Origin of the sequence: Streptomyces canus, from assembly GCF_001514145.1 — a bacterium.
GTDB classification, from domain to species: Bacteria; Actinomycetota; Actinomycetes; order Streptomycetales; family Streptomycetaceae; genus Streptomyces; species Streptomyces canus.
Window position 1 is genome coordinate 231,750 of sequence record NZ_KQ948668.1, and the last position, 25,275, is coordinate 257,024.

At 71.0% G+C, this 25,275-nt stretch carries 26 protein-coding genes and 1 riboswitch; of the genes, 20 read left to right on the forward strand and 6 right to left on the reverse strand.

What is annotated here, in order from left to right; genetic code table 11:
* Positions 1-34 precede the first annotated feature (34 nt).
* Positions 35-640: a helix-turn-helix domain-containing protein gene (locus AQJ46_RS35155; protein WP_059209400.1), complete on the forward strand. Its 606-nt coding sequence runs from the start codon at positions 35-37 to the stop codon at positions 638-640.
* The gene (locus AQJ46_RS35160; RefSeq protein WP_057610210.1) at positions 637-759 is read left to right on the forward strand and encodes a DUF6126 family protein; all 123 of its coding nucleotides are present in this window, start codon (positions 637-639) and stop codon (positions 757-759) included. The genes AQJ46_RS35155 and AQJ46_RS35160 overlap by 4 nt, the downstream gene beginning before the upstream one ends.
* A 12-nt stretch (positions 760-771) precedes the next feature.
* Here the strand turns inward: AQJ46_RS35160 and AQJ46_RS35165 are convergent, their stop codons facing one another.
* A complete protein-coding gene (locus AQJ46_RS35165) occupies positions 772-1,569 on the reverse strand; it encodes a tyrosine-protein phosphatase (protein ID WP_059209401.1) in 798 nt (265 codons plus the stop codon).
* 206 nt (positions 1,570-1,775) lie between these two features.
* Between AQJ46_RS35165 and AQJ46_RS35170 the strand changes: the two genes are divergently transcribed.
* The 4 genes from AQJ46_RS35170 to AQJ46_RS35185 all read left to right on the forward strand — a co-directional run bounded on the left by AQJ46_RS35170 (position 1,776) and on the right by AQJ46_RS35185 (position 7,217).
* Complete coding sequence (locus AQJ46_RS35170; protein ID WP_059209402.1) at positions 1,776-3,851, forward strand: alpha-galactosidase; 2,076 nt, start codon at positions 1,776-1,778, stop codon at positions 3,849-3,851.
* A 297-nt stretch (positions 3,852-4,148) separates the two neighbouring features.
* A riboswitch (cyclic di-AMP (ydaO/yuaA leader) is annotated at positions 4,149-4,320 on the forward strand.
* A gap of 2 nt (positions 4,321-4,322) precedes the next feature.
* Entirely contained in the window at positions 4,323-5,258 is a 936-nt protein-coding gene (locus AQJ46_RS35175; RefSeq protein WP_059209403.1) for a M23 family metallopeptidase, read from the forward strand.
* Positions 5,259-5,569: 311 nt separating this feature from the next.
* Positions 5,570-6,289: a DUF6250 domain-containing protein gene (locus tag AQJ46_RS35180; RefSeq protein WP_059209404.1), complete on the forward strand. Its 720-nt coding sequence runs from the start codon at positions 5,570-5,572 to the stop codon at positions 6,287-6,289.
* A gap of 142 nt (positions 6,290-6,431) precedes the next feature.
* Positions 6,432-7,217, forward strand: a complete 786-nt coding sequence (locus tag AQJ46_RS35185; RefSeq protein ID WP_059209405.1) for an SGNH/GDSL hydrolase family protein — start codon at positions 6,432-6,434, stop codon at positions 7,215-7,217.
* A 43-nt stretch (positions 7,218-7,260) separates the two neighbouring features.
* On the opposite strand, the gene AQJ46_RS35190 is transcribed toward AQJ46_RS35185, so the two are convergent.
* Both AQJ46_RS35190 and AQJ46_RS35195 read right to left on the reverse strand, forming a co-directional pair.
* Positions 7,261-7,869 (reverse strand): TetR/AcrR family transcriptional regulator, encoded by a 609-nt coding sequence (locus AQJ46_RS35190; RefSeq protein ID WP_208612970.1) that lies wholly within the window; start codon positions 7,867-7,869, stop codon positions 7,261-7,263.
* A 50-nt stretch (positions 7,870-7,919) separates the two neighbouring features.
* Positions 7,920-9,098 carry a Glu/Leu/Phe/Val dehydrogenase dimerization domain-containing protein gene (locus AQJ46_RS35195; RefSeq protein ID WP_059209407.1) on the reverse strand — a complete coding sequence of 393 codons (1,179 nt, stop codon included), beginning with the start codon at positions 9,096-9,098 and terminating at the stop codon, positions 7,920-7,922.
* Positions 9,099-9,274: 176 nt separating this feature from the next.
* On the opposite strand from AQJ46_RS35195, the gene AQJ46_RS35200 reads away from it, so the two are divergent.
* From AQJ46_RS35200 to AQJ46_RS35230, 8 genes are all read left to right on the forward strand, one after another.
* The gene (locus tag AQJ46_RS35200; RefSeq protein WP_059209408.1) at positions 9,275-10,468 is read left to right on the forward strand and encodes an MBL fold metallo-hydrolase; all 1,194 of its coding nucleotides are present in this window, start codon (positions 9,275-9,277) and stop codon (positions 10,466-10,468) included.
* Between the two features lie 700 nt (positions 10,469-11,168).
* On the forward strand, positions 11,169-11,306 hold the full coding sequence (locus AQJ46_RS55625) for a hypothetical protein (protein WP_159064090.1): 138 nt from the start codon (positions 11,169-11,171) through the stop codon (positions 11,304-11,306).
* 559 nt (positions 11,307-11,865) lie between these two features.
* Positions 11,866-14,772, forward strand: a complete 2,907-nt coding sequence (locus tag AQJ46_RS35205; RefSeq protein ID WP_059209409.1) for an ATP-binding protein — start codon at positions 11,866-11,868, stop codon at positions 14,770-14,772.
* Between the two features lie 68 nt (positions 14,773-14,840).
* Positions 14,841-15,275, forward strand: coding sequence for a roadblock/LC7 domain-containing protein (locus AQJ46_RS35210; RefSeq protein ID WP_057610220.1), 435 nt, complete (start codon positions 14,841-14,843; stop codon positions 15,273-15,275).
* A 2-nt stretch (positions 15,276-15,277) separates the two neighbouring features.
* Positions 15,278-15,649, forward strand: coding sequence for a DUF742 domain-containing protein (locus AQJ46_RS35215; protein ID WP_057610221.1), 372 nt, complete (start codon positions 15,278-15,280; stop codon positions 15,647-15,649).
* Complete coding sequence (locus AQJ46_RS35220; RefSeq protein ID WP_007386183.1) at positions 15,627-16,226, forward strand: GTP-binding protein; 600 nt, start codon at positions 15,627-15,629, stop codon at positions 16,224-16,226. The genes AQJ46_RS35215 and AQJ46_RS35220 overlap by 23 nt, the downstream gene beginning before the upstream one ends.
* A gap of 61 nt (positions 16,227-16,287) precedes the next feature.
* On the forward strand, positions 16,288-16,866 hold the full coding sequence (locus AQJ46_RS35225) for a GAF domain-containing protein (RefSeq protein WP_059209410.1): 579 nt from the start codon (positions 16,288-16,290) through the stop codon (positions 16,864-16,866).
* Between the two features lie 57 nt (positions 16,867-16,923).
* Positions 16,924-17,523: a TetR/AcrR family transcriptional regulator gene (locus AQJ46_RS35230; protein WP_059209411.1), complete on the forward strand. Its 600-nt coding sequence runs from the start codon at positions 16,924-16,926 to the stop codon at positions 17,521-17,523.
* Here AQJ46_RS35230 and AQJ46_RS35235 read toward each other — a convergent pair.
* Genes AQJ46_RS35235 through AQJ46_RS35245 form a run of 3 tightly spaced genes read right to left on the reverse strand, consistent with a single transcriptional unit; the run spans position 17,520 to position 19,656 of the window.
* Positions 17,520-18,113: a GOLPH3/VPS74 family protein gene (locus AQJ46_RS35235; protein ID WP_059209412.1), complete on the reverse strand. Its 594-nt coding sequence runs from the start codon at positions 18,111-18,113 to the stop codon at positions 17,520-17,522. The two genes, AQJ46_RS35230 and AQJ46_RS35235, sit on opposite strands and share 4 nt — an antisense overlap.
* Before the next feature lie 41 nt (positions 18,114-18,154).
* Positions 18,155-19,309 carry a YbfB/YjiJ family MFS transporter gene (locus AQJ46_RS35240; RefSeq protein ID WP_079072547.1) on the reverse strand — a complete coding sequence of 385 codons (1,155 nt, stop codon included), beginning with the start codon at positions 19,307-19,309 and terminating at the stop codon, positions 18,155-18,157.
* Between the two features lie 56 nt (positions 19,310-19,365).
* Positions 19,366-19,656, reverse strand: a complete 291-nt coding sequence (locus AQJ46_RS35245; RefSeq protein WP_059209414.1) for a muconolactone Delta-isomerase family protein — start codon at positions 19,654-19,656, stop codon at positions 19,366-19,368.
* A gap of 108 nt (positions 19,657-19,764) precedes the next feature.
* Here AQJ46_RS35245 and AQJ46_RS35250 point away from each other — a divergent pair, with 108 nt between their 5' ends.
* From AQJ46_RS35250 to AQJ46_RS35275, 6 genes are all read left to right on the forward strand, one after another.
* Positions 19,765-20,703, forward strand: coding sequence for a LysR family transcriptional regulator (locus AQJ46_RS35250; RefSeq protein ID WP_059209415.1), 939 nt, complete (start codon positions 19,765-19,767; stop codon positions 20,701-20,703).
* Positions 20,704-20,830: 127 nt separating this feature from the next.
* Positions 20,831-21,544: an SDR family NAD(P)-dependent oxidoreductase gene (locus AQJ46_RS35255; RefSeq protein WP_059209416.1), complete on the forward strand. Its 714-nt coding sequence runs from the start codon at positions 20,831-20,833 to the stop codon at positions 21,542-21,544.
* Between the two features lie 32 nt (positions 21,545-21,576).
* A complete protein-coding gene (locus AQJ46_RS35260; RefSeq protein ID WP_059209417.1) occupies positions 21,577-21,966 on the forward strand; it encodes a YybH family protein in 390 nt (129 codons plus the stop codon).
* Positions 21,967-22,069: 103 nt separating this feature from the next.
* Complete coding sequence (gene tdh, locus AQJ46_RS35265; protein ID WP_059209418.1) at positions 22,070-23,098, forward strand: L-threonine 3-dehydrogenase; 1,029 nt, start codon at positions 22,070-22,072, stop codon at positions 23,096-23,098.
* 14 nt (positions 23,099-23,112) lie between these two features.
* Complete coding sequence (locus tag AQJ46_RS35270) at positions 23,113-24,306, forward strand: glycine C-acetyltransferase (RefSeq protein WP_059209419.1); 1,194 nt, start codon at positions 23,113-23,115, stop codon at positions 24,304-24,306.
* Positions 24,307-24,333: 27 nt separating this feature from the next.
* Entirely contained in the window at positions 24,334-25,254 is a 921-nt protein-coding gene (locus tag AQJ46_RS35275) for a LysR family transcriptional regulator (protein ID WP_059209420.1), read from the forward strand.
* The last annotated feature ends 21 nt before the right edge of the window (positions 25,255-25,275 follow it).

Below are 25,275 nucleotides of genomic sequence, written 5' to 3' on the forward strand. Positions count from 1 at the left end.
TGCCGCAGAGGCAAAGCTGCGGCTCAATGGAGGTATGAGCTCTCCGGAAGCCTTCACGGAGCTGCCCTCGGTGGCTCCTCAGCTTCGCGCCCTGCGCCGCCGCGCCTCCCTCACCCTGGAGGCCGCGGCCGGTGCCGCCGGGCTGTCGCCCGCCCATCTCTCCCGGCTGGAGACCGGTCAGCGCCAGCCCTCGCTGCCGATGCTGCTCGCGCTGGCCCGCATCTACAGTACGACGGTCTCGGAACTGCTCGGCGAGACGGTCGCGGAGCGGGACTCCGTGGTGCGCGCGGCCGACATGGAACCCACCGAGGCGGGCGGCTGGACGTACTTCCCGGCCGGCGCGCCCGGCCGCGGGATGCAGGCCCTGCGGGTGCGGGTGCCGCACGGCTCGCAGGGCGACATCGTGCGGGTGCATCCCGGCGAGGAATGGCTCTACGTCCTCGAGGGGCGGCTCAGGCTGCGCCTCGGTGACACCACACATCGGCTCGGCCCGGGTGACAGCGCGCACTTCGACTCGCTGACCCCGCACCGCATCGCCGCCCAGGATCCCGCCGGAGTCGAGCTCCTGTTCGTCCACACCCTGTTGCAGAGTCCCACGGCCACGCTGTGCCTGGGGCCCACCTCTGGAGAGACGCCATGAGTGACATGGAAGAGAAGTTCCCCCGCGCCCTGTGGGTGCGCCTCATCATCTATCTCGCGGTCGGCCACGTCTTCGCGGCCTTCATCTTTCTGCTCTTCGAGGTGGGATCCGGGCAGTAGCGGCCGTACGGCTCAGTCGAGCAGCCGGTCCCGCAGCCGCTCGCGGATCTCGGGAGTCAGGCCGAGGCCCTCCTCCAGATACACCTCGACGCTGCCCCATGTCTCGTCGATGGTCTCGAAGGCCGCCGACAGATACTCGGCGCGCGCCTCGAACAGGGGACTGAGCAGCTCCATGACCTCGGGGGAGTAGGCGTCGGCGGAGGTGCTGGTGCGGCGCACCTTGTAGCGGCGGTGCTTGGCGTTCGACTCCAGGTAGTCGGCGACGATCGCCTCGCGCTCCACGCCCAGGGCGAGCAGGGTCACGGCGATGGACAGACCCGCGCGGTCCTTGCCGGCCGCGCAGTGCATGAGGGCGGGCACGCTGTCCTCGGCGAGGGAGCGCAGCACCCGGGAGTGCTCGGCGGTGCGCTCCTTGATCATGGTGCGGTAGGAGTTGATCATCCGCTGCGCGGCCTTGCCGTCGCCCAGCAGCTCGCGCAGCTGCTCTATGTCCCCGTCGCGGACCATCTTCCAGAACCAGGTGCCCTCCGCCGGGTCGCTCAGCGGCAGGTTCACATTGGCGACGCCCGGCAGGTCGACGTCCGGACCCTCCAGCTTCTGGTCCGCCGCGTTGCGGAAGTCGAAGATCGTGTGCAGACCCAGGGAGGCCAGGAAGGCCGCGTCGTCGTCCGTCGCGTGCGCGAGGTGACCGCTGCGGAACAGCACGCCGTACCGCACCCGCCGCCCGTCCGCCGTCGGCAGCCCGCCCACGTCACGGAAGTTGCGGACACCTGCCAGTTCCGGTTCGGTCGACGGGATCTGCTGCGTCACGGGGGCTCCTCCCAGCCGGGCTCCGCCGACGCTGCTCGTCGACGGGCACGCTCTCGACCATACGACATGGGTTCCTGGGGCAATGAGTTGTCCACAGGGCCGGCAATGACTTGTCCACAGCCGTTGCAGCCGGGGCGGGTGGCCATTGATGATGTTGCTGCCTGAGCACCCCTGTTGGCACCTGTTCGAATCTGTGAGGAAGCACGATGCTGGAGATCGCCGAGAGCGGCCGTACATGGATTCTGTCCGGGCCGGCCAGCAGTTACGCCCTGCACCTCACCGCCGAGGACGAGCTGCTCCACCTGCACTGGGGCCCGCGGATCACCCTCGCCGACGCCGAGGCCCTCGCCGTCAGCCCGCTGCCCGATTACCGCCCGTTCGAGGCCCCGCTCGACGGACGCGAGGAATACCCCGTCGAGGGCGGCCCCCGCTTCACCCGCCCGGCCCTGTCCGTGCGCACCGACGAGCGGCGCGGCACCGAGTGGAGCTTCGAGGCGTACGACACCGAGGGTGACGAGCTGCGGCTGCGGTTCCGCGACGGCGGACTGACCGTCACGCTGCACTACCGGATGCGCCACGACGTCCTGGAGCGCTGGGTGACCTTGGAGAACCAGGACCCGGCCCCCGTCGAGCTGCTGCGCGCCGACTCCGCCACCTGGACCCTGCCCGACCGGGAGGACGGCTGGCGACTGTCCCAGCTGCACGGCCGCTGGGCCGCCGAGTCCCTCCTCACGCAGACCCCCCTCACCTACGGCGAGAAGGTCATCGGCAGCCGCCGCGGCCACACCGGGCACCAGCACCTGCCCTGGGTCGCCCTCGACACCGACGCCACCGAGGAGCGCGGCGAGGTCTACGGTGTCGCCCTCGGCTGGTCGGGGTCCTGGCGGATCGCCGTCGCGCAACTCCCCGACGCGCGCGTCCAGATCACCGGGGGCGCTGGATACGACGACTCGGGACTCTTCCGGCTGGCGGCCGGGGAGTCGTTCACGACCCCAGTCTTCGCCGGTCTCTGGAGCGACGACGGGTTCGGCGGGGCGAGCCGTGCCTGGCACGCCTACCAGCGGGCGTACGTCATCCCGGGCGCGGACGAGGACCGTCCCGTGCTGTTCAACTCCTGGGAGGCCACGAACTTCGACATCTCCGAGGAGCAGCAGAGCACCCTGGCCCGGCGGGCCGCGGCGATGGGCGTCGAGCTGTTCGTGGTCGACGACGGCTGGTTCGGTGCCCGCACCAGTGACCGGGCAGGGCTCGGCGACTGGGCGCCCAACCCCGACCGCTTCCCGAACGGTCTCAAGCCGCTCGGTGAGTACGTGCACGGGCTCGGCATGCAGTTCGGCATCTGGGTCGAGCCGGAGATGATCAACCCGGACAGCGAGCTGTACCGTGCCCACCCGGACTGGGTGCAGTACCAAGCGGGACGAAAGCGGACGGAGTTCCGCAATCAGCTCGTGCTGAACCTCGCGCGCGAGGACGTCCAGGAGTACCTGTGGGGGCAGCTCGACACCCTGCTCTCCTCGGCCCCGATCGACTATGTGAAGTGGGACTTCAACCGCTGCTTCACGGACGCGGGCTGGCCCGGCGACCCCTATCCGCAGCGTCTGTGGGTCGACCATGTACGCGGCTTCTATGCCCTTTTGGACCGCTTGCGGGAAGCCCACCCGGGCGTCGCCTTCGAGTCCTGCTCGGGTGGCGGCGGCCGGATCGACCTCGGGGTGCTCAGCCGCACCGACCAGGTGTGGACCTCGGACAACACCGACCCGCTCGACCGCCTGGCCATTCAGTACGGCTTCAGTCAGATCCACCCCGCGCGGGCGATGGCCGCCTGGGTGACCGACAGTCCCAACACTCAGCTCAACGACCGGGTGAGCTCGCTGCGGTTCCGGTTCGTGAGTGCGATGGCCGGGGTGCTCGGGGTCGGCGGGGACCTCGCGGAGTGGACCGAGGAGGAGCTCGCCGAGGCCGGGCGGTGGGTGGCTCTCTACAAGGAGATCCGGCCCTTGGTGCAGCGTGGCGAGCTCTACCGGCTGCGGCCTCCGCGGGGCGGCCTGAGCGCGGTGCAGTACGTCCGAGGGGACGAGACCGTCGTCCTCGCCTGGCTCCAGGCGCAGCAGTACGGCGAGCCCGTCCCGGCGCTGCGGCTGCGCGGACTCGACCCGACAGCGTCGTACGAATGCCCCGAAACGGGCGAAGTGTACCGAGGGGCCGTGTTGCTGCATCACGGACTTCGTACCGGTTTGCGCGGCGACCTCGATGCGACGGTTATCCGACTGCGTCGCATCTAGGGCTTCTGTCCGAATTAATAGCTTCCTTCCAACTCCTTCCGGAATCAGGGTTCCTGTGAATTCGTGACGTGAGGAGCGTCATATCCGTGACGGTGCGTCGCCCGTCATGTTCACGTAATTCACGGGTTTTTCAAGGGGATTCGGGGCGTGTAACGGGCGTTCGATTCACGCAGGGTGACCGGTAATTCTCTTAAGGGATCAACGGGAACGCATACACAGGGAACCTCTCACTTGTCCCTTTGCGTCTTGTTCGCTTACGTTCGCCACCGATCCGGTCGGACGCCCAATCCTGCCGCCGAACGGATTCCGCTCACTCACTCACCCGTGCACGGCAGGAGCGGGGGACCCACAGGTAGTTCCGCCTGTTCCGGTCTCCGGAACGGCTTGGGGTTAAGTCGCGTCTCGACGCGGCCGGGCATCTCCAGCTCGCACCCGACAGCTCACCTCGCAGGCGCCGGAGAGGAATTCACCATGCCCGCGAAGGGTAAGCACCGCCGTCCGAAGTCCCAGCGTTTCGCCCGCTCGATAGCCGTCGCCGGAACCGGAGGCGCCGCTCTCGTCCTCCCGTTCATGGGGGCCACCGGCGCTCACGCAGCCACCTCCCAGTCCGTGTCGGAAAAGGCCGTTCAGTCGCTCCCGGTCTCGCAGAAGTCCGCCGAAAAGACGGCCGCGAAGAAGGGCGCCGCGAAGACCTCCACGGTGCGCGTCTATTCGGTGCGCGCCGGTGACTATCTCTCGAAGATCGCCGATGAACAGAACGTCAGCGGTGGCTGGAAGAAGCTGTACGCCGACAACCGCTCGGCCATCGGGGACGACCCGTCACTGATCCACCCCGGTCTGAAGCTCTCGATCGGCAAGAAGGCCAGGACGAGCACCACGAAGACCGAGTCCTCCGCTTCCTCGTCCTCCTCGAAGGCGAAGAAGACGGAGAAGGCGGAGTCCAAGTCGTCCTCGAAGTCGACCGCCGCCACCCAGAGCTCGGCCACCACCAGCTCCAGCGGTTACACCCTGCCGGTCACTGGTGCCACGATCGGCACCGGTTACCGCGTGGCGGGCAGCATGTGGTCCAGTGGTTACCACACCGGCGTCGACTTCGTCGTCCCGACCGGCACCTCGCTCAAGGCCGTGGCCGCGGGCACGGTCGTCTCCGCGGGCTGGGGCGGTGCCTATGGCAACCAGGTCGTCATCAAGCTGAACGACGGCTACTACGCGCAGTACGCCCACCTGTCCCAGCTCTCCGTCTCGGCCGGCCAGACCGTGACCGAGGGTCAGCAGATCGGCCTGTCCGGCGCGACCGGCAATGTCACCGGCCCGCACCTGCACTTCGAGATCCGCACCACGCCGGACTACGGCTCCGACGTGGACCCGGTCGCCTACCTCCGCTCGAAGGGCGTCGCCGTCGGCTGACACGCCTCCCTGTACCACCGAAGGCCGGACCCCGATCCCCGGGTCCGGCCTTCGGTGTTCCCGGCCCTGAGCCGGTCCGCGCTTCATGATCATTTCATTGCGTTCTTGTGGCGGGCGCGCCCAGGGCGTCGACAGGCGGGGGAGGGTGGGGAGAGAGTGAACTCCGTAGTGGGGCAAGCGCTTTCTAGGCTTTCGGAGGTCACTGTGTCCGGCGACGAGGGAGTGCCCGCCGACCGCACCACCGAGTCGCCTGGACCGTGCGCGGCTCTCTGCGACCTACTCTCAGCCGTCCCCGGAAGGAACGCTCTCGCATGACGACCACCCGTAGAGCCTTCGGAGCTCTCGCCGCCGGCGCCGCCCTGGCCGCCCTCGCCCCCGCAGCCACCGCGAGCGCCTCGCCCCGCCACCGCCGCCTCATCGCCCACGACGACTTCCGCCATGGCCTCGGCCGCTGGGCCGTCGAACTGGAGCAGGGCGGGACGGTCACCGCGCAGCGCGGAGTGCTGGAGGTCGACGTGCCTGCCGGAGCGACGATCTGGTTCAGGCAGCCGCTCGAAGGGCCGTACGTCCTGGAGTACACCGCCACGCCCGTCTCCGAGGGCGGGGCCAACGACCGGGTGTCCGACCTGAACAACTTCTGGAACGCGGTCGACGTCCGGTCTCCCGACGACCTCTTCGCCACTCGGCGGGGCGGGGCGCTCGCGGAGTACGACTTCCTGAAGACCTACTACTCGGGCTACGGCGCCAACTACAACACCACGACACGGCTGCGCCGATACGTCGGGGAGTCCGGTGTGCGGCCGCTGATCTACGACTACACCGAGCCGCTGCTCGTCGCGAACGAGCCGAACCGGGTGCGGATCGTCTCCGACGGCTCCAAGGTGCAGTGGTGGGACAACGGGCGGCTCGTCTTCGACTACAGCGACCCGGAGCCTTACACGAGGGGGCACTTCGCTTTCCGGACCACCTGGAGCCACTTCCGGATCAGCGACTTCAGGGTGTGGCGGTCGCAGCGTCAACATTCACGGTGAGAAAGCTATTCCTCGTTTGGCGAACACTTTAGGAGTGGCTTATCTCACCGCCCGTCAAGTCCTTCCTACGGTCGCGTAGGTCACATTCGAAGGTGAATCATGAACGGCTGTGGCAGACGATTCGAAGAATGACAGCAGCTCAGTGATCGGGTCGTACGTGGCGGTGGGGGACAGCTTCACCGAGGGCGTCGGCGACCCCGGCCCCGACGGGGCGTTCGTCGGATGGGCCGACCGGTTCGCGGTACTTCTCGCGGACCGGCGGCCAGAGGGCGACTTCAGGTACAGCAATCTCGCCGTACGCGGGAAGCTGCTCGACCAGATTGTCGAGGACCAGCTTCCGCAGGCCGTCGAACTGGCACCGGACCTGGTGTCGTTCTGCGCCGGCGGCAACGACATCATCCGGCCCGGTACCGACCCCGACGAGGTCGCCGAGCGCTTCGAGCGGGCGATCGCCCGGCTCACCGAGGTGTGCGGCACGGTCATGGTGACGACCGGCTTCGACACGCGTGGCGTTCCCGTGCTCAAGCATCTGCGCGGCAAGATCGCCACGTACAACGGACATGTGCGGGCCGTCGCCGACCGGTACGGCTGCCCGGTGCTCGACCTGTGGTCCCTGAAGACCATTCAGGACCGGCGGGCCTGGGACGGCGACCGGTTGCACCTGTCACCGGAGGGGCACACGCGTGTGGCGCTCCGTGCGGGCCAGGTCCTCGGCCTTGAGGTGCCGGCGGATCCGGACCAGCCGTGGCCGCCGCTTCCGCCGCGCGGTCCGCTGGACGTGCGACGGGACGACGTCCACTGGGCTCGGGAGTATCTGGTGCCGTGGATCGGGCGTCGGCTGCGGGGGGAGTCCTCCGGGGACCATGTGACGGCCAAGGGTGTGCTGTCGCCGGACGACATCAAGAGCCGGATCGCTTCGGTGGCTTGAGCTGTGCGCGGTGCCGGGGCTGGGCGGGTTTCGCGTACGACCGCTACGCGGACTCCGCGCCGTCCAGCCCGAGTTCGCGGGCCAGGGCCTCGTCCACCCACGTCTGGGCCCGGGACCTGGGCACCGCGCCCGCGTAGGACGTCAGTTGGACGGCCAGGCCGTCCAGGAGGGCGGTGAGGCGCAGGGCCGTGGCCTGCGGGTCCGGGCAGTCGAACTCACCCGCGGCCACACCCTCGGCGATCACTTCCGCGAGTGCCGCCTTCCAGCGCCTGTCGAGGTCGCGAGTGACCTCCTGGAGCGCCGGCTCGCGCAGGGCCACCGCCCAGCCCTCGATCCACAGCCGCCAGCCCTTGGCCTGGCCCGTCGGCGCGTACCAGCGAACGGCCGCCCGCAGTCGACGCAGGGCGCTGGTACGGCGGCCGAGGAGCTTGCGCAGATGGGCCAGATCGTCCTCGGCGGCGTAGGTGAACGCGGCGGCGACCAGCTTCTCCTTCGTGGCGAAGTGGTAGAGCACCAGGGCGTTGCTGACTCCGAGCGCCGAGGCCACGTCGGCGATCCTGACGGCCGCCACGCCCCGCGCCTCGATCTGCTCGATGGCCGCCCGCAGCAGCTCCTCGCGCCGCTCGGCCACTGTCAACCGCACTCTCGCCACGGGATCACCCTAAGCCGTCGCTCGGTGCGGCGCCGCCTCGAGGGGCCAGGTCAGCGGTACCAGCCGAACCGGTCCGCGATCACCGGCAGCCGGTCAGCGACCAGTGCGTGGGCGGCGGCGCGCGGCGAGATCCCGTCCGCCTCCGCGCGGGTCAGCAACTGCTCGACGAGGGCACGCATGGAACGCCGTATGTGCGCGAAGGCCTCGTCCGCGTCCGCGCCGATGTCGCCGAACAGGGTCCACCACCACCAGGCGTTGGTCCCGGAGTTGACCACGACGTCCGGCAGTACGGTGATCCCGCGCGCGGCCAGCAGCGCCTCCGCCGCGGGCAGGACCGGCATGTTGGCCGCCTCGACGATCCAACGGGCCCTGATCCGCTCCTGGTTGGCGGCGTCGATCGTGTAGGACACCGCCGCGGGCACGAGTACCTCCGCGTCGAGCGACAGCCAGGCGTCGCCGGGCAGTTCGCGGTCGGCGGGGCGCAGGGCGGAGCGGTCCACGGTGCCGTAGGTGTCCCTGGCGGCCAGCAACGCCTCGACGTCGAGCCCCTCGGGGTTGAAGACCGTGCCCTTGATGTCGGCGACGGCCACCACGGTGAGCCCCGCGCGCGTGAGGAAGCGGGCGGTGGCCCCGCCCATGGTGCCAAGGCCCTGCACCGCCACGCGTGTGCCCGGGTACGGCACTCCGGCCAGATCCAGGGCCGCGAGGACCGACTCGGCGACCCCGCAGCCGCCCGCCAGTTCGTCGAGTCCGACGCCGTCGACCTCGACGGCGAACGCGTCCGCGAGCCGCCGCCGGGCCGTGGCCTCGTCGTCGAGCAGCGGATAGACCGCCTGGATCGAGGAGACCAGACCGGCCTCGGCGGCCGCCCGGTCCACCAGTTCCTGGCTGAGCCCGAGGTCCTCGCCGGTCGTCCAGCAGCTCTCGATGTACGGCCGCATGGCGCGCAGGTAGCGCACGAGGAGGCCGTACGCCGCCGGGTCCCGGGGGTCGCAGTCGATGCCGCCCTTGGCGCCGCCCAGCGGGATGTACCGCGCCTCGGGGTCGTAGTGCAGGACCTCTTTCATGGTCATGCCGCGGGCGAGCCCGGTGACCTCGTCCAGGGTGCAGCCGGGGCGCATCCGCAGGCCGCCGCTGGCGACACCCCGAACCAGTCGGTCGACGACGAGGAAGCCCTGGTGGCCGGTGACGTGGTCGGTCCAGGTGAGCGACAGCAAGGGGGTGGTCACACGGGCTCCGGTGCGGGCGGACGGCTACTGAACGGGGAGTCAGTATTGGCATCCGGCCGCGCCCTGTCAACGTGATCCGCCCCGGCGGCGTCCTTACCCGTGTGACCGGACAGACGCCGGCATTGTCAGAGGGGCGGACCATAATGGATGCCTCAGCGACTCCACCTGGAGGTACCGTGACCGGCTTCCGTCCCCTGAGCTCCGGGCTCCGCGCGCTGCAGCCCGCGGCCTTCGGTGCGGACCCGAGCGGTGAGCGCATGGCGCGTATCCGTAGATCCCCCCACTTCAAAGACGGTGTCTTCCAGAACCCCGGCGGATCCGCCAGGATCCGGCCCGACGGGTCGGCGATCGACTTCGCCAAGGGCTACTTCGACAGCGACGCCCGGCAGCAGCGGGCGCCGCAAGGCCGGATCCCGGTCCATGCCACGACCCTCGCCGACCTCTCCAAGCCGCCCGCCACCGGACTGCGGCTGACGTGGATGGGGCACTCCAGCGTGCTCGCCGAGATCGACGGACGACGGGTGCTGTTCGACCCCGTGTGGGGCGAGCGGTGCTCCCCGTTCCCCTTCGCCGGGCCCAAGCGGCTGCACCCCGTACCCCTGCCGCTCGCCGCGCTCGGTCCGGTCGACGTGATCGTCATCTCCCATGATCACTACGACCACCTGGACATGCCCACGATCAAGCAACTGGCCGGGACGGACACCGTCTTCGCCGTGCCGCTCGGTGTGGGAGCCCATCTCGAGCACTGGGGCGTGTCCGCGGACCGGCTGCGTGAGCTGGACTGGCACGAGTCGACCCAGGTCGCCGGGCTGACGCTCACGGCCACCCCGGCTCGGCACTTCTGCGGGCGTGGGCTGCGGAACACCCAGCACACGCTGTGGGCGTCCTGGGTCGTCTCCAGTGGGGAACACCGGGTCTACCACAGCGGTGACACCGGGTATTTCGAGGGCTTCAAGGACATCGGTGCGTCGTTCGGGCCCTTCGACGCGACGATGATCCAGCTCGGCGCCTACTCGGAGTTCTGGCCGGAGATTCACATGACGCCCGAAGAGGCTGTGCAGTCTCATCTGGATCTCCAGGGCGGGGATGCGGCGGAGGGGGTGCTGCTGCCGATCCATTGGGGCACGTTCAATCTCGCGCAGCATCCTTGGGCCGAGCCCGCGGATCGGACGATGTTGCTGTCCCACAAGGCGGGCATCGCGCTGGCCACGCCTCGGCCGGGGGAGCCGTTCGAGCCGGGCGCCGCCCCGGTGGCCGATCCTTGGTGGCGGGGGGTGGCGAAGGCGCCGGCCGGGGGATGGGCGGCGTTGCCGACGGTGGCGGAGCCCGTACCTGTGGCGGAGGAGCCCGTGCCGGTGGCCGAGGCCTGAGACACGGTCGCCTTTCTGCTTCACCGTGTTGGGGGGCGGCTGCGGGTTCATGGTGGCTGGGCGCGTGGTGCCCTGCGGTTCTGGGTGGGTGCGGGCCAGTCGCCTGAGGGGCGTGGGGGAGTCGAGCGGGGCGGGGGCCCCGTTCGCCTTGTGGCCGGGGTGGGCGCAGGGGCTTCGGTTGCGCCGCCGCTGAGGGTGAGGGGGGGCGCCATCCCTGCATGTGGTGGGTCTCCGTGTGGGTGGCTGCGGGCCGTGTGGTCGAGGCCGACTTCGGTGGGCAGGGGGCAGGGCGACGTTTGTGATCTTCCGGGTCAGGAGGTCCTTCGTTGCTGTGTGACCGTGCGGGCGTGGGGGTGGCTGGTGTGATGCGTGCGCGTGTTGTGGGGGTCGGTCCGGGGGTGATGGGTGCGGGTTGGGGCAGGGCGGCGTTCGTGGCCGTCCTGGTCCGGGGGTCGTTCGCCGTTATGTGACCGTGCGGGCGTGGGGGTGGCTGGTGTGATGCGTGCGCGTGTTGTGGGGGCCGGTCCGGGGGCGATGGGTGCGGGTTGGGGCAGGGCGGCGTTCGTGGCCGTCCCGGTCCGAGCGCCTTCTCCGATATGTGACCGCGCGGTGCCCTGTGGGACAGGACGGGACGCGGTCCTGGCCCCACGACGGTGTTGGCGGACGCCGGATTGCGGGTGATCGGGTGATCGGGTGCACGGTGGGCTCCAGCCGTGTGCGGTACGTCGGGTTCGTCGTCGGCGCGTGGCAGTTGCCGGTCCTGACCGCGTTCCCGGACGCGGGCACCCGGCCCGGCGCGACGTCGTCCCGGGCTCTTCCTGCCGTGGCCGGCGACTGAGGCGGAACAACACGGTCAGTGACAATCGGGAATGCTCGGGCCAATGCTCCGGAGGGGTGTCGGTGGGTCTGTCATGCTCGGGGAAACGGCTGACCCGGCATCCGAGGTGCGCGTACGCCCGGGAGCCTGGCTGGACGCACATGACCGCTTCTGACCAGGACTGATCGGTATTCACTCGTTCGGAGATTCCCGGCCGATCTGCTTGTCGGTCTGTCGTGCGAAACCTCATACCAGAGCGGGACGCTCCGCGGGGGACTTTGTCAAGTGCCGCTCGCACCTGACGCGTTGGCGACTACTGTGAGTGTCCGCCGGGCGACGAGGGGTTGAGGTTTTCGGTTCTCTCGACCGGTACGCCATGACGCATGCCCACGGCGAACTGCCGCGGTGCGGGGAGGACGGAGGCGACGCGCCGGTGACCGACGATCATGCCGCCGCGCGCCCCGCTCGGCACCCCGCCCAGCAACCCGCAGGGGCACGTGCCGGAGCCCGCCGAACCGGGCCGGCCGGCCCGGGACCCTCCGGCCCACAGGACCGACGGACCAGTACAAGGACACCACCGATGTCTCACCTCCGTGCCCCGGCCGCACGCGCAGACCGCCGTGAGGGCGGGCGGCACGGGCGGCCGGTCGCCCGCCCCGCCCCCTCGCTGCCGGAGACGCACATACGGCCGCAACTGCTGCGGCTGGCCGTGCTCCCACCGATCGCGGTCGCCCTCAGCGGCTGTGCGGCCGTCCTGTTCACCGTCCGCTCCACCGGGGCGCAACCCAGCCTCATTCTGTGGGGAGTCCTGGCCGGAGCGGTCTCGGTGACCCTCGCGGCCATCCTCATCGCCGCCGTGGCGGCCGACCGCGCCGCAAAGACGGTGAGCGACCGCGTCGGCGCGTTGCGTCGCAGCAGCGCGCGCCGCGAGGCCGACCTGCGGGCCCTGGTCGAGGGGCTGCGCCGCGGGGAGATTCCGCCGTCGGGTGGCCCACGCAGCGGGCCGCCCGACGGCGCCGACGACTTCGAACTGCTTGCCGCCGACCTGGCCCGCGCCCACGACGGGGCCGTCACCGCCGTCGTCCAGGCCGCCCAGCTCTCCAGCCAGGCCGGCAGCGAACAGAAGCTGGAGGTCTTCGTCAACCTGGCGCGGCGGCTTCAGTCTCTGGTGCACCGCGAGATCTCCATCCTCGACGAGCTGGAGAACGAGATCGAGGACCCCGACCTGCTCAAGGGGCTCTTCCATGTCGACCACCTCGCCACGCGGATCCGTCGGCATGCCGAGAACCTCGCCGTCCTCGGCGGTGCCGTCTCGCGTCGGCAGTGGAGTAACCCCGTCTCCATGACGGAGGTGCTGCGCTCCGCCATCGCCGAGGTCGAGCAGTACTCACGGGTCAAACTCGTGCCGCCGATCGACGGCACGCTGCGCGGGCACGCCGTCGCCGACGTCATCCATCTGCTGGCCGAACTCGTCGAGAACGCCACGGTGTTCTCGGCGCCGCACACTCAAGTGCTGTTGCGCGCCAACCTCGTGACCTCCGGGCTCGCCGTCGAGGTGGAGGACCGTGGGCTCGGCATGCCCGTCGCCGAACAGCACCGGATGAACGCCCTGTTGGCGGATCCCGACCAGGTCAACGTCGCGAGTCTGCTGGCCGACGGGCGCATCGGGTTGTTCGTGGTGTCACAGCTCGCGAAGCGGCACGGGATCCATGTCCGGCTCCAGACCAACATCTACGGCGGCGTCCAGGCTGTCCTCGTGGTGCCGCAGGCGCTGCTGGGATCCGCGCCGGGGGCGATCGGCGCGCAGTCGCCGGAAGCCGTGGGGTCGGGTGGGGGCGCGGGTACGGCCGTATCCGCGCAGGGCCCGGCCCATCCGCGACCCGGACATGAGGCACGGCACCGGGGCGCGCCCGCCGAGCCGCGTCCCGGGGACGGCCCGCGCCGGGCGGAGTCCCGGGGCACGGAGTCAGGACGCAACGGCAGCGCGGCGTCTACGACGACGAGCGGTGGAGCGGTGTCGCAGGGCGCCCGGGTCGTTCGAAACGGCAGCGGACCCGTACGGAACGGGAATGGTCGCGCCCCAAGTGAGGGTGACCGCGCGTCGACTGGCGGCGGATCCATGGCCGACGGTGCGGGGTCGCTGACGCGCGGCGGCGGAGGCGTAGTGGCCGACGACGGGGCTGGGCTGGATGGCGTCGGGGGCGTGTCGAGCCGTCGGGGGCGTGGGTCTGGTGACAGCGATCCTCCGCCGAGTGGCGGTGCGCCCTTTCTGAACGGTGGCTCGGAGGCACCGAGCGGCGGGGGGAACGTTCCAAGTGAACGCGGCCGCTTGTCCGGGGGTGGCGGGTCTTCGCCAGATGGCGGCGGGGGAGTGCCGAGCGGCCGGGGGCAGGTGCCCGGCGGCAGCGGCTTCTCGTCGAGTGGCGGAGGGGCTCTCCCGGATGGTGGCTCGGGGGTGCCGAGTGGCGCGGGGCAGGTGCCCGGCGGCAGCGGCGTCTCGTCGAGTGGCGGTGGGTCCTTCCTGGGCGGTGGCTCAGGCGTACCGAGTGGTGGCGGGCTGGTGCCTGGCGGCAGCGACTCCCTGGCGCGTGGAGGTGGGCCCTTCCTGAACGGCGGCTCGGAGGCACCGAGTGGGGGCGAGGCATGGTCCGACGGGAACGGGTCCTTGGCCCGTGGCGTGCCCGAGCGGAAGCCCGGTGGTCGGGGTGCCGGGTCGAACGGCGGTGGAGCGCACTCGGGGCGGCCCGCGCCGCTGCCGGTGCGCGGGGCGCGCGCCGAGCGGCCGACCCCCGCCGAGGCCGTGCCCGGGATCAGGCCCGACGAACGGCGGCTGGTCGTGGAGCATGTGACCGCGCCGCCCACCCCGCGTACCGGGACCGTGCGCGGCACCATGGGCAAACCCCAGCTGCCCCGACGCCGCGCACAGGAGCACATCGCACCCCAGCTGCGCGGCGGCCCGGTGCCACGGCAGGATCCCGAGTACCCGGCCGGCCACGACCCGGGACTGATGGCCGCCTTCCAGCGCGGTATCAGCCTTGCCGAGGCCCAGCAGCACCTGGAGCAGGCGCCAGGCGAACCGACCACGACGCTGCCGTCGCCGCGCAGGGAGGCCGACCCCGTTGACCCAGCCCGCGTCGATGGGGCCCACACGGTGTCCGCACACATGGACCCCGCCCACATGGGTTCGGCCCCCTCTGACACGGCGGTGACAACGGGCCACACGCATACGGACACCACGGACCCCTCTTCCGTAGATGCGGCCCACACAGACACCGGCTCCGCGGCATCCGCCTCTCCGGAGTCCCGCACCGCCCCGTCCCCCAACCCGTCCGCCTCCTTCGACTTCGGCTTCGACCTCGACGCGAACCACACGGACGCCGCCCCCCTTGACGTAACCCCCATGGGCCGGCCCCACATATCCGAGGCGCACGGTCTCGATCTCGACCGCACCACCCCCCGGCACGACGGGAGCGCACCCGCCGGATGACCACCCCCGCGTTCACCCCACCCCCCAGCGCTCCCGCAGACCTTCGTACCTCAAGGAGTCGATCCACCATGGCGAGCGAAGCGCCGACCGGCCATGTATCCGATCTCGACTGGCTGATGAGCGGCCTCGTGCAGCGCGTACCGCACACCAGCAGCGCGGTCCTGCTGTCCTGCGACGGGCTCGTGAAGTCGGTCCACGGCCTCGACGGGGACAGCGCCGACCACATGGCGGCCCTGGCCTCCGGCCTCTACTCCCTCGGCCGCAGCGCGGGCGTCCGCTTCGGCGACGGCGGAGAGGTCCGGCAGGTCGTCGTCGAACTCGACTCGACGCTGCTGTTCGTGACCACCGCGGGCTCCGGCACCTGTCTCGCCGTGCTGGCGGGACGTGAGGCCGACGCCGCCGTCCTCGGTTACGAGATGGCGATGCTCGTCAAGAGCGTGCGTCCCTACCTGGTGACCGCGCCCCGGCAGCACGCCGTCGAATCCCCGGCGATGAGGCCTTGAGCGTGGCGGCGGCCGGCGACGGGCCCTGGCTCGACGACGCGGCCGGGCGGCTGGTGCGGCCCTTCACGGTCAGCAACGGCCGCACCCGGCCGTCCATCGCGTTCGACCTGCTGTCGCACGTGAGGGCCACCGGGGCCACCCCCATCGGCTACCTCGGCCCCGAGCACGCGCAGGCCCTCGACCTGTGCCGCGCGCCCGTGTCGGTCGCCGAGGTCGCCGCCCATCTCAAGCTGCCGGCGGTGGTCACCAAGGTGCTGCTGTCCGACCTCGTCGACTGCGGGGCGCTGACCACCAAGCCCCCCGAGTTCACCCACAACCCGACTGACCGGGCTCTTCTGGAGGCAGTGCTCGATGGACTACGACGACAGCTCTGATCCCTTCCCCACCGCACTGAAGATCCTGGTGGCGGGAGGGTTCGGGGTAGGCAAGACGACCTTCGTGGGCGCGGTCAGCGAGATCGCTCCCCTCAGCACGGAGGAACTGCTCACCACGGTCAGCGCCGCGACCGACAGTCTCGACGGTATCGAGAACAAGGTCGAGACGACGGTGGCCATGGACTTCGGGAGGATCACCCTCGATCCGGAACACGTCCTGTACCTGTTCGGCACGCCCGGGCAGGAGCGGTTCTGGTTCATGTGGGACGAACTCTCCGAGGGCGCGCTCGGCGCGGTGATCCTCGCCGACACCCGCAGACTGGAGGACTGCTTCGCCGCCGTGGACTTCTTCGAGCAGCGCGGCCTCGGATTCATCGTCGCGATCAACGAGTTCGACGGGGGGTACCGCTACGACCCCGAGGAGGTCCGCGCCGCCATCGACCTCCCGCCGGAGATCCCGATCGTGCGCTGCGACGCACGGATCTCCAGTTCCGGTGTGCAGACCCTGCTCACCCTCGTACGGCATCTCATCGCCCACAGCCCGGCGCCCGCACCGAGCCATGGCGCCCACATGTGATCCCCGCACACACCGTCACGGAGCCGCATATGACCGACGTCCACAGCGACGGAACCCGCCCATGAGCTACGACCCACCACGCCCGGCCGGTCGTCTGCTGCTCACGCCGGAGGACAAGGAGGCCCCGGACCGGGCGCGACGGCTGCGCCTGCTGGACCTCGGGGAGCGCCCGGAGCCCGCTCTGGACGCCTTCGCCGAGCGGCTCGCCGAGCGCACGGGGGCGCCGTACGCCATGGTCAACTTCATCGGCGAGAACCGGCAGTTCTTCGCCGGTCTCAGGATTCCCGTGGCCCGGCCCCCGGCGGACGGCGACGAGGCCAAACCGGAAGTGGGCCGCTATATGGCGCGTGACCATGGGTTCTGCCCCCATGTGATCGCCCGCCGCAAGGCGCTGGTCCTGGAGGACGTCCGCGACTATCCACGGTTCGCGGGCAACCCGGTCGTCGACGAGTTCGGCATCCGTTCCTATCTGGGCGCGCCGCTCATCGACTCCACGGGGATGGTGCTGGGCACGGTGTGCGCGGCCGACGTGCAGCCCCGGACCTGGGGGAAGTCCGGCCTGGAGACCATCAAGTCGTCGGCGGCGGAACTGGTCGCGCGTCTGCAGCGACGGGAGGCCGACGGGCTCCCGGTGCTGTGACGGGCCTGACGGCCACATCACCAGACGACCGGTCCAGTACCCACGTAGACTCGCTGTGTGGGACGGACCAGTGACGCCAGGCAGAAGATCCTCGGTGCCGCGCGCTCGCTCATCGAGGGGCGCGGCTACTCGGCGCTGGGCGTGGCCGAGATCTGCAAGGCGGCCGGGGTGCCGAAGGGCAGTTTCTACTACTTCTTCGCGTCCAAGGAGGCCCTCGCGCTCGCCGTCGTCGACGAGCACTGGGCGGCCCAACGGCGGGACTGGGAAACCGTGTTGGTCACCGACGCGGACCCCGTGCGGCGACTGCGCGGACTTTTCGAGCAGACCGAGGCCGGCCAGCGTGCCGTCCAGGAGGGCTGCGGCACGGTCTCGGGCTGTCTGTTCGGGAACCTCGCTCTGGAGCTGAGCAACCACGCCGAGCCCGTGCGCGGACGGCTGCAGGAGATCTTCGACGCGCAGGTCGACATGGTCGAGGCGGTCGTCGCCGAGGCCCGGGACCGCGGCGACGTCACCGTGTCCGACCCACGGGAGGCGGCACGGGCGGTGGTGGCCCAGCTGGAGGGCCAGGTGATGTTCGCCAAGCTCTACAACAGCCCCCAGCGCCTGAGCCCCCTGTGGGACAACTGCCGAGCCCTGCTCGGCGTCGCCGGCTCCTAGTAACCGCGCCAGACGTTGTCGAACGCGGCGTCCTCGATGACCTTCCGCTGGCGTACGGCCTCCAGTTCCATCACCGCGTCCCCGACCGCGGCCAGCACGGTGGCCGCGTCGTCGGCGAGTTCCCCGGCCGGTTCGTCACCGATCCCGGCGGCGGACACCAGAGCGGCGAGGACGGGTTCGCCCGCCGCCCGGCGCTCCTCGGCCTGCCGCCTGGCCGGCGAGTCCACCAGTTCCGTCCGCCCGGTCCGCAGCGGGATCCGGCGGCCCCGTGAGCGGGCCGTGAGCCCGACCCGCTCCAGGTCGTCGACGTAGGCCGCGGACAGCCCGCGGCCCCGACGCCACAGCCAGTCCTCGACCGACTCGTACGGCTCCTGCCGTACGAGTGCCTCGGCGGCATCGTCCAGCAGACGGTCGCCCGTGGGGGACGGGGCCTGGGGCAGGATGCGGTCGCCGTCCAGGGCGAGGGCGTGGGCGTCGAGGAGGTCGAGCACCTCGGCTCCCGCGAGAACGAGCGACAGATCGCCCTGCTCCACCGGCTTGTCGGCGGCCACATCGAGGACGACGATCGCGAGGTCCCGTGCGGTGGTCATCAGCGGCTCCATGTCAGTCGGCCGGGTGCGGCGGTGAGTGCTCAGGGGCCGGCCGCGGCGGGCCGGGCGTCCTCGGTCGATTCTCGCTGCTGCTCGGGCACTGTGTGTCCCTTTACGACCATGTGGTGCGGAAAACCGATCCGCAGCACGGCGGCCGCCGCGGCCGCGACCAGGACCACGAGGGCGGCCAGCAGGAGAGCCCCGTGGTAGCCGTGGTGCAGCAGCGGGGCGACGGCCGGCGGGCCCAGGATCTGTCCGACCGAGTACCCGGCGGTCAGCAGGGCGACCGAGCGGGGGAACCGCAGGTGCGCTCCGGTGGCCAGGGCGAGCGAGCTGATGCCGATGAACGTGGCGCCGAACAGCACCGCCGACCCGAGGGCCGCGGCCGTACCGCCGACCAGGGCGGGCAGGGCGATGCCGGCCGCCTGGATCACGAGCGCCGTGAGCAGCAGTCCGGGGCGTGACCACCGGCGGCCCAGCCGGGCCCACAGGGCCGAGGACGGCACGGCTGCCAGGCCCACGAGCACCCAGGCGCCGCTGCCGAGCCGGCCGGGGGACTCCTGTCCGACGGCGGCGACCAGGAAGGTCCCGGCGACGATGTAGCCGACGCCCTCCAACGTGTAGCTGACGAACAGCACTCCGAACCAGCGGTGCGTGCGGGGCCTCGCACCGCTCCCGCCCGGGGCGGCGACGGGCGCCTCCTGCGGCCGTAGATTCCACGAGGCGGCCGCGAGCAGCGTGGCCAGTACGGCGGCGGCCCACCAGGCGGTGCGCCAGTCGGCGGCGGACCGCAGCACCAGGACCAGCAGGCCGGACAGCGCGATGCCGCCGCCCACTCCGCCGAACGCCCAGCCGGCCAGGTGCGGCGGGTGGTCCCGCAGGTGGTGCAGGAGGGATCCGGCCGCGACGACGAACACCAGGGCGCTCGCCACGCCGGCCAGCAGCCGCAGCAGGCTCCAGACGGTGGTGCTGTGGGTGAGGGGCATCGCGGCGAGCGTGCCGGTCAGCAGGATCAGGGAGGCGCGCAGTACGGCGCGCGACCGGACCAGTACGGGGGCCAGGATGCCCGCGAGGGCGCCGAGGAGATACCCGACGTAGTTGGCGGTGGCCAGGTTCGCCCCGGCCCCCGTGGACAGGCCTGCCTGGGCGTGCATCAGGGGCAGGATCGGGGTGTAGACGAAGCGGCCGACTCCCATGCCTGCCGCGAGCGCCGCCGCGGCCCGGGCGGCATGACTCCAGGGGGACGAGGCGCTCACTTCGTGCCGGGGTCGTTGGGATGCGGGACGAGCGGGGTGACGGTGAGGGTCATCCAAGGGCGCAGTGGCAGGGTACCGAGCACCTTCTCGTGGAGCTCCTCCTCGTCGGCGGCCCGCCACACGCCGATGCTGCGCAACTCGCCCACGGGGCGCCACAGTCGGGCGAGACGGCCGGTGGCGGCCAGCTCCTTCGCGCGGACGGCCTCGGCGGCCCGCCGCCGGCCGACCTCCTCCTGTCCGGTGCCCTCGGGAACGGTGGTGGTGATCTCGACCAGGAACTCTCGCATGACGTGCTCCGCTCGTCGTCGGTGAGCCCATCGTGCGCGCGTCACCTGCACCGATGCCACGACCGACTTCCTCGCTGCTGAGAGGCGCAGCCTCCCAGCGCGCGTACGATGGCGCCCGTGGAACTGCGCCAGCTGCGGTACTTCGTCGCGGTCGCCGAGGAGCTGAACTTCGGCCGGGCCGCCGAGCGGCTGCTCATCGCGGGCCCCTCGCTCTCCCAGCAGATCAAGGCACTCGAACGAGACCTGGGCGTCCGGCTGTTCGACCGCGACCGCCGCAAGGTCTCCCTCACCCAGGCCGGTGCCGCCCTCCTCCCGCACACCCGCGCCCTGCTGGAGCGCGCCGACGACCTCAAACGCCGGGCCGGCAGCCTGAACGGCTCGCAGTCCGTACGGCTCGGATACGTCAACTGGCTTCCCCCGGACCTGATGTCGCGTACGGCAGCGGTGGCCCAGGTGCACCTCGACGCCTGGGTCGCTCCCTCCCACACCCAGGCCGCGCGCGTCGCCGACGGCAGCCTGGACCTGGCCGTCTGCTGGGTACGCACCGAGGACCTTCGCAGGCAAGGGCTGCGGGCCCGGCTGATCGGCGCCGACCGGCTCTACGCCGTCGCCAGGGGCGGCGACAGCAGCGACGTACCCGACGTGGCGGCCAGGGACGTCCACGTGCTCATCGACGACGATCTCACCGCCTGGGCCGCCTGGAACGTGTACGCCGAAGAGCTCGCGCAGGCGACCGGCGCCCGTACGGTCCGCATCTCCGACGGCGCGATCACGGGCCCCGCGTTCTTCGACCACGTGCGCCGCTGCACCCGCCCCGTCCTCAACTCGCCCAAGGGACAGACCAGTCCGCTCCCGCCCGACCTCGTCCGCCGCGAGATCGTCGGACCGAAGGTCTACTGGACCTGGTCCCTGGTGTGGCGCGAGAAGGAGGAGCGGGCCGGTGTCCTGGCCGTCGTCGACGCGCTGAGCGAGGGCGTCGGCGACCTCGGCATCCACGCCCCGGACGCCTGGCTGCCCGCCGACGATCCGTACGCGATCCCCGGCTGACCTGTGCTGGGAGGCAGTGCCTTCCAGGCCGTAGGAAGCCGATCCTTCCGTCACCCCGTGGACGGGCCTACCTTCCAAATAGTCGACCGGTCGGCTAGTACCGGTCACCGACTCGAAGAAGGTCACCATGAGCACGCAGAACCAGAAGGTCGCGATCGTCACCGGCGCCTCGCAGGGCATCGGAGCCGCCCTCGTCGAGGGCTACCGCAAGCTCGGCTACGCCGTCGTCGCCACCTCCCGCACCATCGCACCCGTCGACGACGCGGACGTCCTCACCGTCCAGGGCGACATCGCCGACCCGGCCACCGCGGGGCGGATCGTGGAGGCTGCCGTGGAACGGTTCGGCCGGATCGACACCGTGGTCAACAACGCGGGCATCTTCGTCGCCAAGCCGTTCACGGAGTACACCGCCGAGGACTACGCCACCGTGACGGGCATCAACCTCGCCGGCGTCTTCCACCTCACCCAGCGGGCCGTCCCGCACCTGCTCGCCCAGGGCGGCGGTCACATCGTCAACGTCACCACGAGCCTGGTCGACAACGCGGACTCCAGGGTCCCGTCCGTGCCGGCCTCGTTGACCAAGGGCGGTGTGCAGTCCGCCACCAAGTCCCTCGCCGTCGAGTACGCCACCCGTGGCATCCGCGTCAACGCCGTGTCGCCCGGCACCATCAAGACCCCCATGCACGCGGAGGAGACCCACGAGTTCCTCGCCGCCCTGCACCCGGTCGGACGGATGGGCGAAGTGAGCGACATCGTGGACGCCGTGCTCTTCCTGGAGACGGCGCCGTTCGTCACCGGCGAGATCCTGCACGTCGACGGCGGTATGAGCGCCGGACACTGACGGACTGTCAATTCATCGACCTAGGAGCGGACATGACCAGTTCGACAGACGACAAGGCGATCCTGAGCGGAGTCCTCGACCGGTGGAAGGCCGGTGTCGACGCCCACCAACCGGAGCGCGTGGCCGCCCTCTTCACCGAGGACGCGGTGTTCCAGGGACTGCATCCCTACAGCGTCGGACGGCAGGGCGTCGCCGAGTACTACGCCTCCCAGCCGCCCGGCCTGAAGGCGGAGTACCGCATCCTCGAGACGCGGCGCCCCGCCGACGGCCTCGTCATGGGCTACCTGGACGTCGACTTCACGTTCACCGACCGGCCCGCACTCGCGGTCAAGCTGGCGGTACTCGTGACCCGGGCCGGGGACGACTGGTGCATCAGCCACTATCAGGTCTCCCGCCTCGACCAGGCCCCGCAGCGGGCGTGAAGCGGAGCTGTGGCACCGCTTAAGAAATCCTCGATGGACCAGGACGGCGTCGTACGGCAGATTGCAGGGCGTTTCCACCCCTCGCACCCACAGGAGCCAAGCCGTGAAGGCGCTGGTCAAGGAGAAGGCGGAGCCCGGACTGTGGCTCGCGGACGTCCCGGAGCCGGCCGTCGGCCCCGGGGACGTCCTGATCAAGGTGCTGCGCACCGGCATCTGCGGCACCGATCTGCACATCCGGTCCTGGGACGGCTGGGCGCAGCAGGCGATCCGCACGCCCCTCGTCCTGGGCCACGAGTTCGTCGGCGAGGTCGTGGAGACCGGCCGCGACGTCTCGGAGATCACCATTGGCGACCGGGTGAGCGGCGAGGGGCATCTCGTCTGCGGCAAGTGCCGCAACTGCCTCGCCGGGCGGCGGCACCTGTGCCGGGCCACGGTCGGGCTCGGCGTCGGCCGGGACGGGGCGTTCGCGGAGTACGTCGCCCTGCCGGCGGCCAATGTGTGGGTGCACCGCGTCCCCGTCGAACTCGACGTGGCCGCGATCTTCGATCCGTTCGGCAACGCCGTGCACACCGCGCTGTCCTTCCCGCTGGTCGGCGAGGACGTGCTGATCACCGGCGCCGGGCCGATCGGACTGATGGCGGCGGCGGTCGCCCGGCACGCGGGTGCTCGCAACGTCGTCGTCACCGACGTCAGCGAGGAGCGCCTGGAACTGGCCCGCAAGATCGGGGTGAGCCTCGCGCTGAATGTGTCGGAGGCTCAGATTGTCGACGGGCAGAAGGAGTTGGGGCTGCGTGAGGGCTTCGACATCGGCCTGGAGATGTCCGGTCGGCCGGAGGCCCTGCGCGACATGATCGCCAACATGACACACGGCGGCCGGATCGCCATGCTGGGACTGCCGGCCGCGGAGTTCCCGGTCGACTGGGCCCGGATCGTCACCTCGATGATCACCATCAAGGGCATCTACGGCCGGGAGATGTTCGAGACCTGGTACGCGATGTCGGTCCTCCTGGAGGGCGGCCTCGACCTTGCCCCCGTGATCACCGGCCGGTACGGCTACCGCGACTTCGAGGCGGCCTTTGCCGACGCGGCGAGCGGCCGCGGCGGCAAGGTCATCCTCGACTGGACCAACTGACTTAGGGACTGACGATGTTCGACTCCGTGCGCGACGACCTGCGCGCCACCCTCGACGAGATCCGCGCCGCCGGCCTGCACAAGCCGGAGCGCGTGATCGACACCCCGCAGTCCAGGGCCGTGAACGTCTCCGCGGGCGGCCGCCCCGGTGAGGTGCTCAACTTCTGCGCCAACAACTACCTCGGCCTCGCCGACCACCCCGAGGTCGTCGCCGCCGCCCACGCCGCCCTGGACCGGTGGGGCTACGGCATGGCCTCGGTCCGCTTCATCTGCGGCACGCAGGAGGTCCACAAGGAGCTGGAGGCGCGGCTGTCCGCCTTCCTCGGCCAGGAGGACACGATCCTGTACTCCTCCTGCTTCGACGCCAACGGCGGTGTGTTCGAGACGCTGCTGGGCCCCGAGGACGCGGTGATCTCCGACGCCCTGAACCACGCGTCCATCATCGACGGCATCCGGCTGTCCAAGGCTCGCCGGTTCCGCTACGCCAACCGTGATCTGGCCGATCTGGAACGGCAGTTGAAAGAGGCCGCGGGTGCCCGGCGCAAGCTGATCGTCACCGACGGCGTCTTCTCCATGGACGGTTACCTGGCGCCGCTGCGGGACATCTGCGACCTCGCCGACCGGTACGACGCCATGGTCATGGTCGACGACTCGCACGCCGTCGGCTTCGTCGGCCCCGGCGGCCGCGGCACCCCCGAGCTGCACGGCGTCATGGACCGCGTCGACATCATCACCGGCACCCTCGGCAAGGCGCTCGGCGGCGCCTCCGGCGGTTACGTCGCCGCCCGTGCCGAGATCGTCGGCCTCCTGCGTCAGCGCTCACGGCCGTACCTCTTCTCGAACACGCTCGCCCCGGTGATCGCCGCAGCCTCTCTGAAGGTCCTCGACCTGCTGGAGTCGGCGGACGACCTGCGGGTGCGGCTGCGGGAGAACACCGCGCTGTTCCGACGCCGTATGACCGAGGAGGGCTTCGACGTGCTGCCCGGTGATCACGCCATCGCGCCCGTGATGATCGGGGACGCCTCCGAGGCGGGCCGTCTGGCGGAGCTGCTGCTGGAGCGCGGGGTGTATGTGATCGGATTCTCGTACCCGGTCGTGCCGCAGGGGCAGGCGCGCATCAGGGTGCAGCTCTCGGCGGCCCACTCCACCGAGGACGTGAACCGCGCGGTCGACGCCTTCGTCGCGGCCAGGGCCGAGCTGGCGGCCTAGTCCGGACGTATTGCGATAATCGATCCCATGATCGAGGCGCGGCGGCTCCACATCCTCCGTGCGGTGGCCGACCACCGCACGGTCACGGCGGCTGCCGCCGCGCTGTATCTCACCCCCTCCGCGGTCTCGCAGCAGCTCACGGCCCTGGAGCAGGAGACCGGCCACCGGCTCGTCGAGCGCGGTGCGAAGGGTGTACGGCTGACTCCGGCCGGCGAGATCCTGCTCGGCCACACCAACGCGGTCCTCGCCCAGCTGGAGCGGGCGGAGGCCGAGCTGGCCGCCTACAGCTCGGGCGTGGCCGGCACGGTCACGGTCGCCTCCTTCGCGACCGGGATCGCCCTGGTCGTGGCACCCGCGGTGGCCCGCCTCGCCTCGACGGCCCCCGGCATCCACCTCCGCGTCCAGGACGCCGAGGGTGACGCCAGCCTGCCGATGGTCCTCGACCGGCAGGTCGATGTGGCGGTCGCCGTGGAGTACCGCGGGGCCCCGCCCGCCGACGACCCCCGCCTCGCCCACGTGCCCCTGTACGCCGAGCCCTTCGACGCGGTCGTCCCGGTGGGTCACCGGCTGGCCGACGCGGGCGAGGTGCCGCTGTCCGACCTCGCCAAGGACCCGTGGATCGGCCCCTACCCGGGCAACCCCTGCCATGACGTCGTGGTCCTGGCCTGCGAGAGCGCCGGATTCCAGCCGCGCCTGGAGCACTCGTCGGACGACTTCCGGGCGGTGGTGGCACTGGCGTCGGCGGACGCGGGGGTGGCGTTGGTACCGCGTTCGGCGCTGATCGGGATGGACCTCACCGGGGTGGTCGTACGGCCGGTGGACGGGGTCGCTCCCACGCGCCGGGTCTTCGCGGCCGTGCGACGGGGAGCGGAGGAGCACCCCCTCATCCGTCCCGTGCTGGACGCGCTCGGAGCCGTTGCCGGGGATGAGAGAGCCGGCAACGGCTAGCGAGCTTTCTCGTATATGGGA

Coding starts and splice junctions, on each gene's coding strand:
- AQJ46_RS35155 (WP_059209400.1), top strand. CDS start 35: ATGAGCTCTCCGGAAGCCTTCACGGAGCTGCCCTCGGTGGCTCCTCAG.
- AQJ46_RS35160 (WP_057610210.1), top strand. CDS start 637: ATGAGTGACATGGAAGAGAAGTTCCCCCGCGCCCTGTGGGTGCGCCTC.
- AQJ46_RS35170 (WP_059209402.1), top strand. CDS start 1,776: ATGCTGGAGATCGCCGAGAGCGGCCGTACATGGATTCTGTCCGGGCCG.
- AQJ46_RS35175 (WP_059209403.1), top strand. CDS start 4,323: ATGCCCGCGAAGGGTAAGCACCGCCGTCCGAAGTCCCAGCGTTTCGCC.
- AQJ46_RS35180 (WP_059209404.1), top strand. CDS start 5,570: ATGACGACCACCCGTAGAGCCTTCGGAGCTCTCGCCGCCGGCGCCGCC.
- AQJ46_RS35205 (WP_059209409.1), top strand. CDS start 11,866: ATGTCTCACCTCCGTGCCCCGGCCGCACGCGCAGACCGCCGTGAGGGC.
- AQJ46_RS35210 (WP_057610220.1), top strand. CDS start 14,841: ATGGCGAGCGAAGCGCCGACCGGCCATGTATCCGATCTCGACTGGCTG.
- AQJ46_RS35220 (WP_007386183.1), top strand. CDS start 15,627: ATGGACTACGACGACAGCTCTGATCCCTTCCCCACCGCACTGAAGATC.
- AQJ46_RS35225 (WP_059209410.1), top strand. CDS start 16,288: ATGAGCTACGACCCACCACGCCCGGCCGGTCGTCTGCTGCTCACGCCG.
- AQJ46_RS35235 (WP_059209412.1), bottom strand. CDS start 18,113: ATGACCACCGCACGGGACCTCGCGATCGTCGTCCTCGATGTGGCCGCC.
- AQJ46_RS35240 (WP_079072547.1), bottom strand. CDS start 19,309: ATGGGAGTCGGCCGCTTCGTCTACACCCCGATCCTGCCCCTGATGCAC.
- AQJ46_RS35245 (WP_059209414.1), bottom strand. CDS start 19,656: ATGCGAGAGTTCCTGGTCGAGATCACCACCACCGTTCCCGAGGGCACC.
- AQJ46_RS35250 (WP_059209415.1), top strand. CDS start 19,765: ATGGCGCCCGTGGAACTGCGCCAGCTGCGGTACTTCGTCGCGGTCGCC.
- AQJ46_RS35255 (WP_059209416.1), top strand. CDS start 20,831: ATGAGCACGCAGAACCAGAAGGTCGCGATCGTCACCGGCGCCTCGCAG.
- AQJ46_RS35260 (WP_059209417.1), top strand. CDS start 21,577: ATGACCAGTTCGACAGACGACAAGGCGATCCTGAGCGGAGTCCTCGAC.
- AQJ46_RS35270 (WP_059209419.1), top strand. CDS start 23,113: ATGTTCGACTCCGTGCGCGACGACCTGCGCGCCACCCTCGACGAGATC.
- AQJ46_RS35275 (WP_059209420.1), top strand. CDS start 24,334: ATGATCGAGGCGCGGCGGCTCCACATCCTCCGTGCGGTGGCCGACCAC.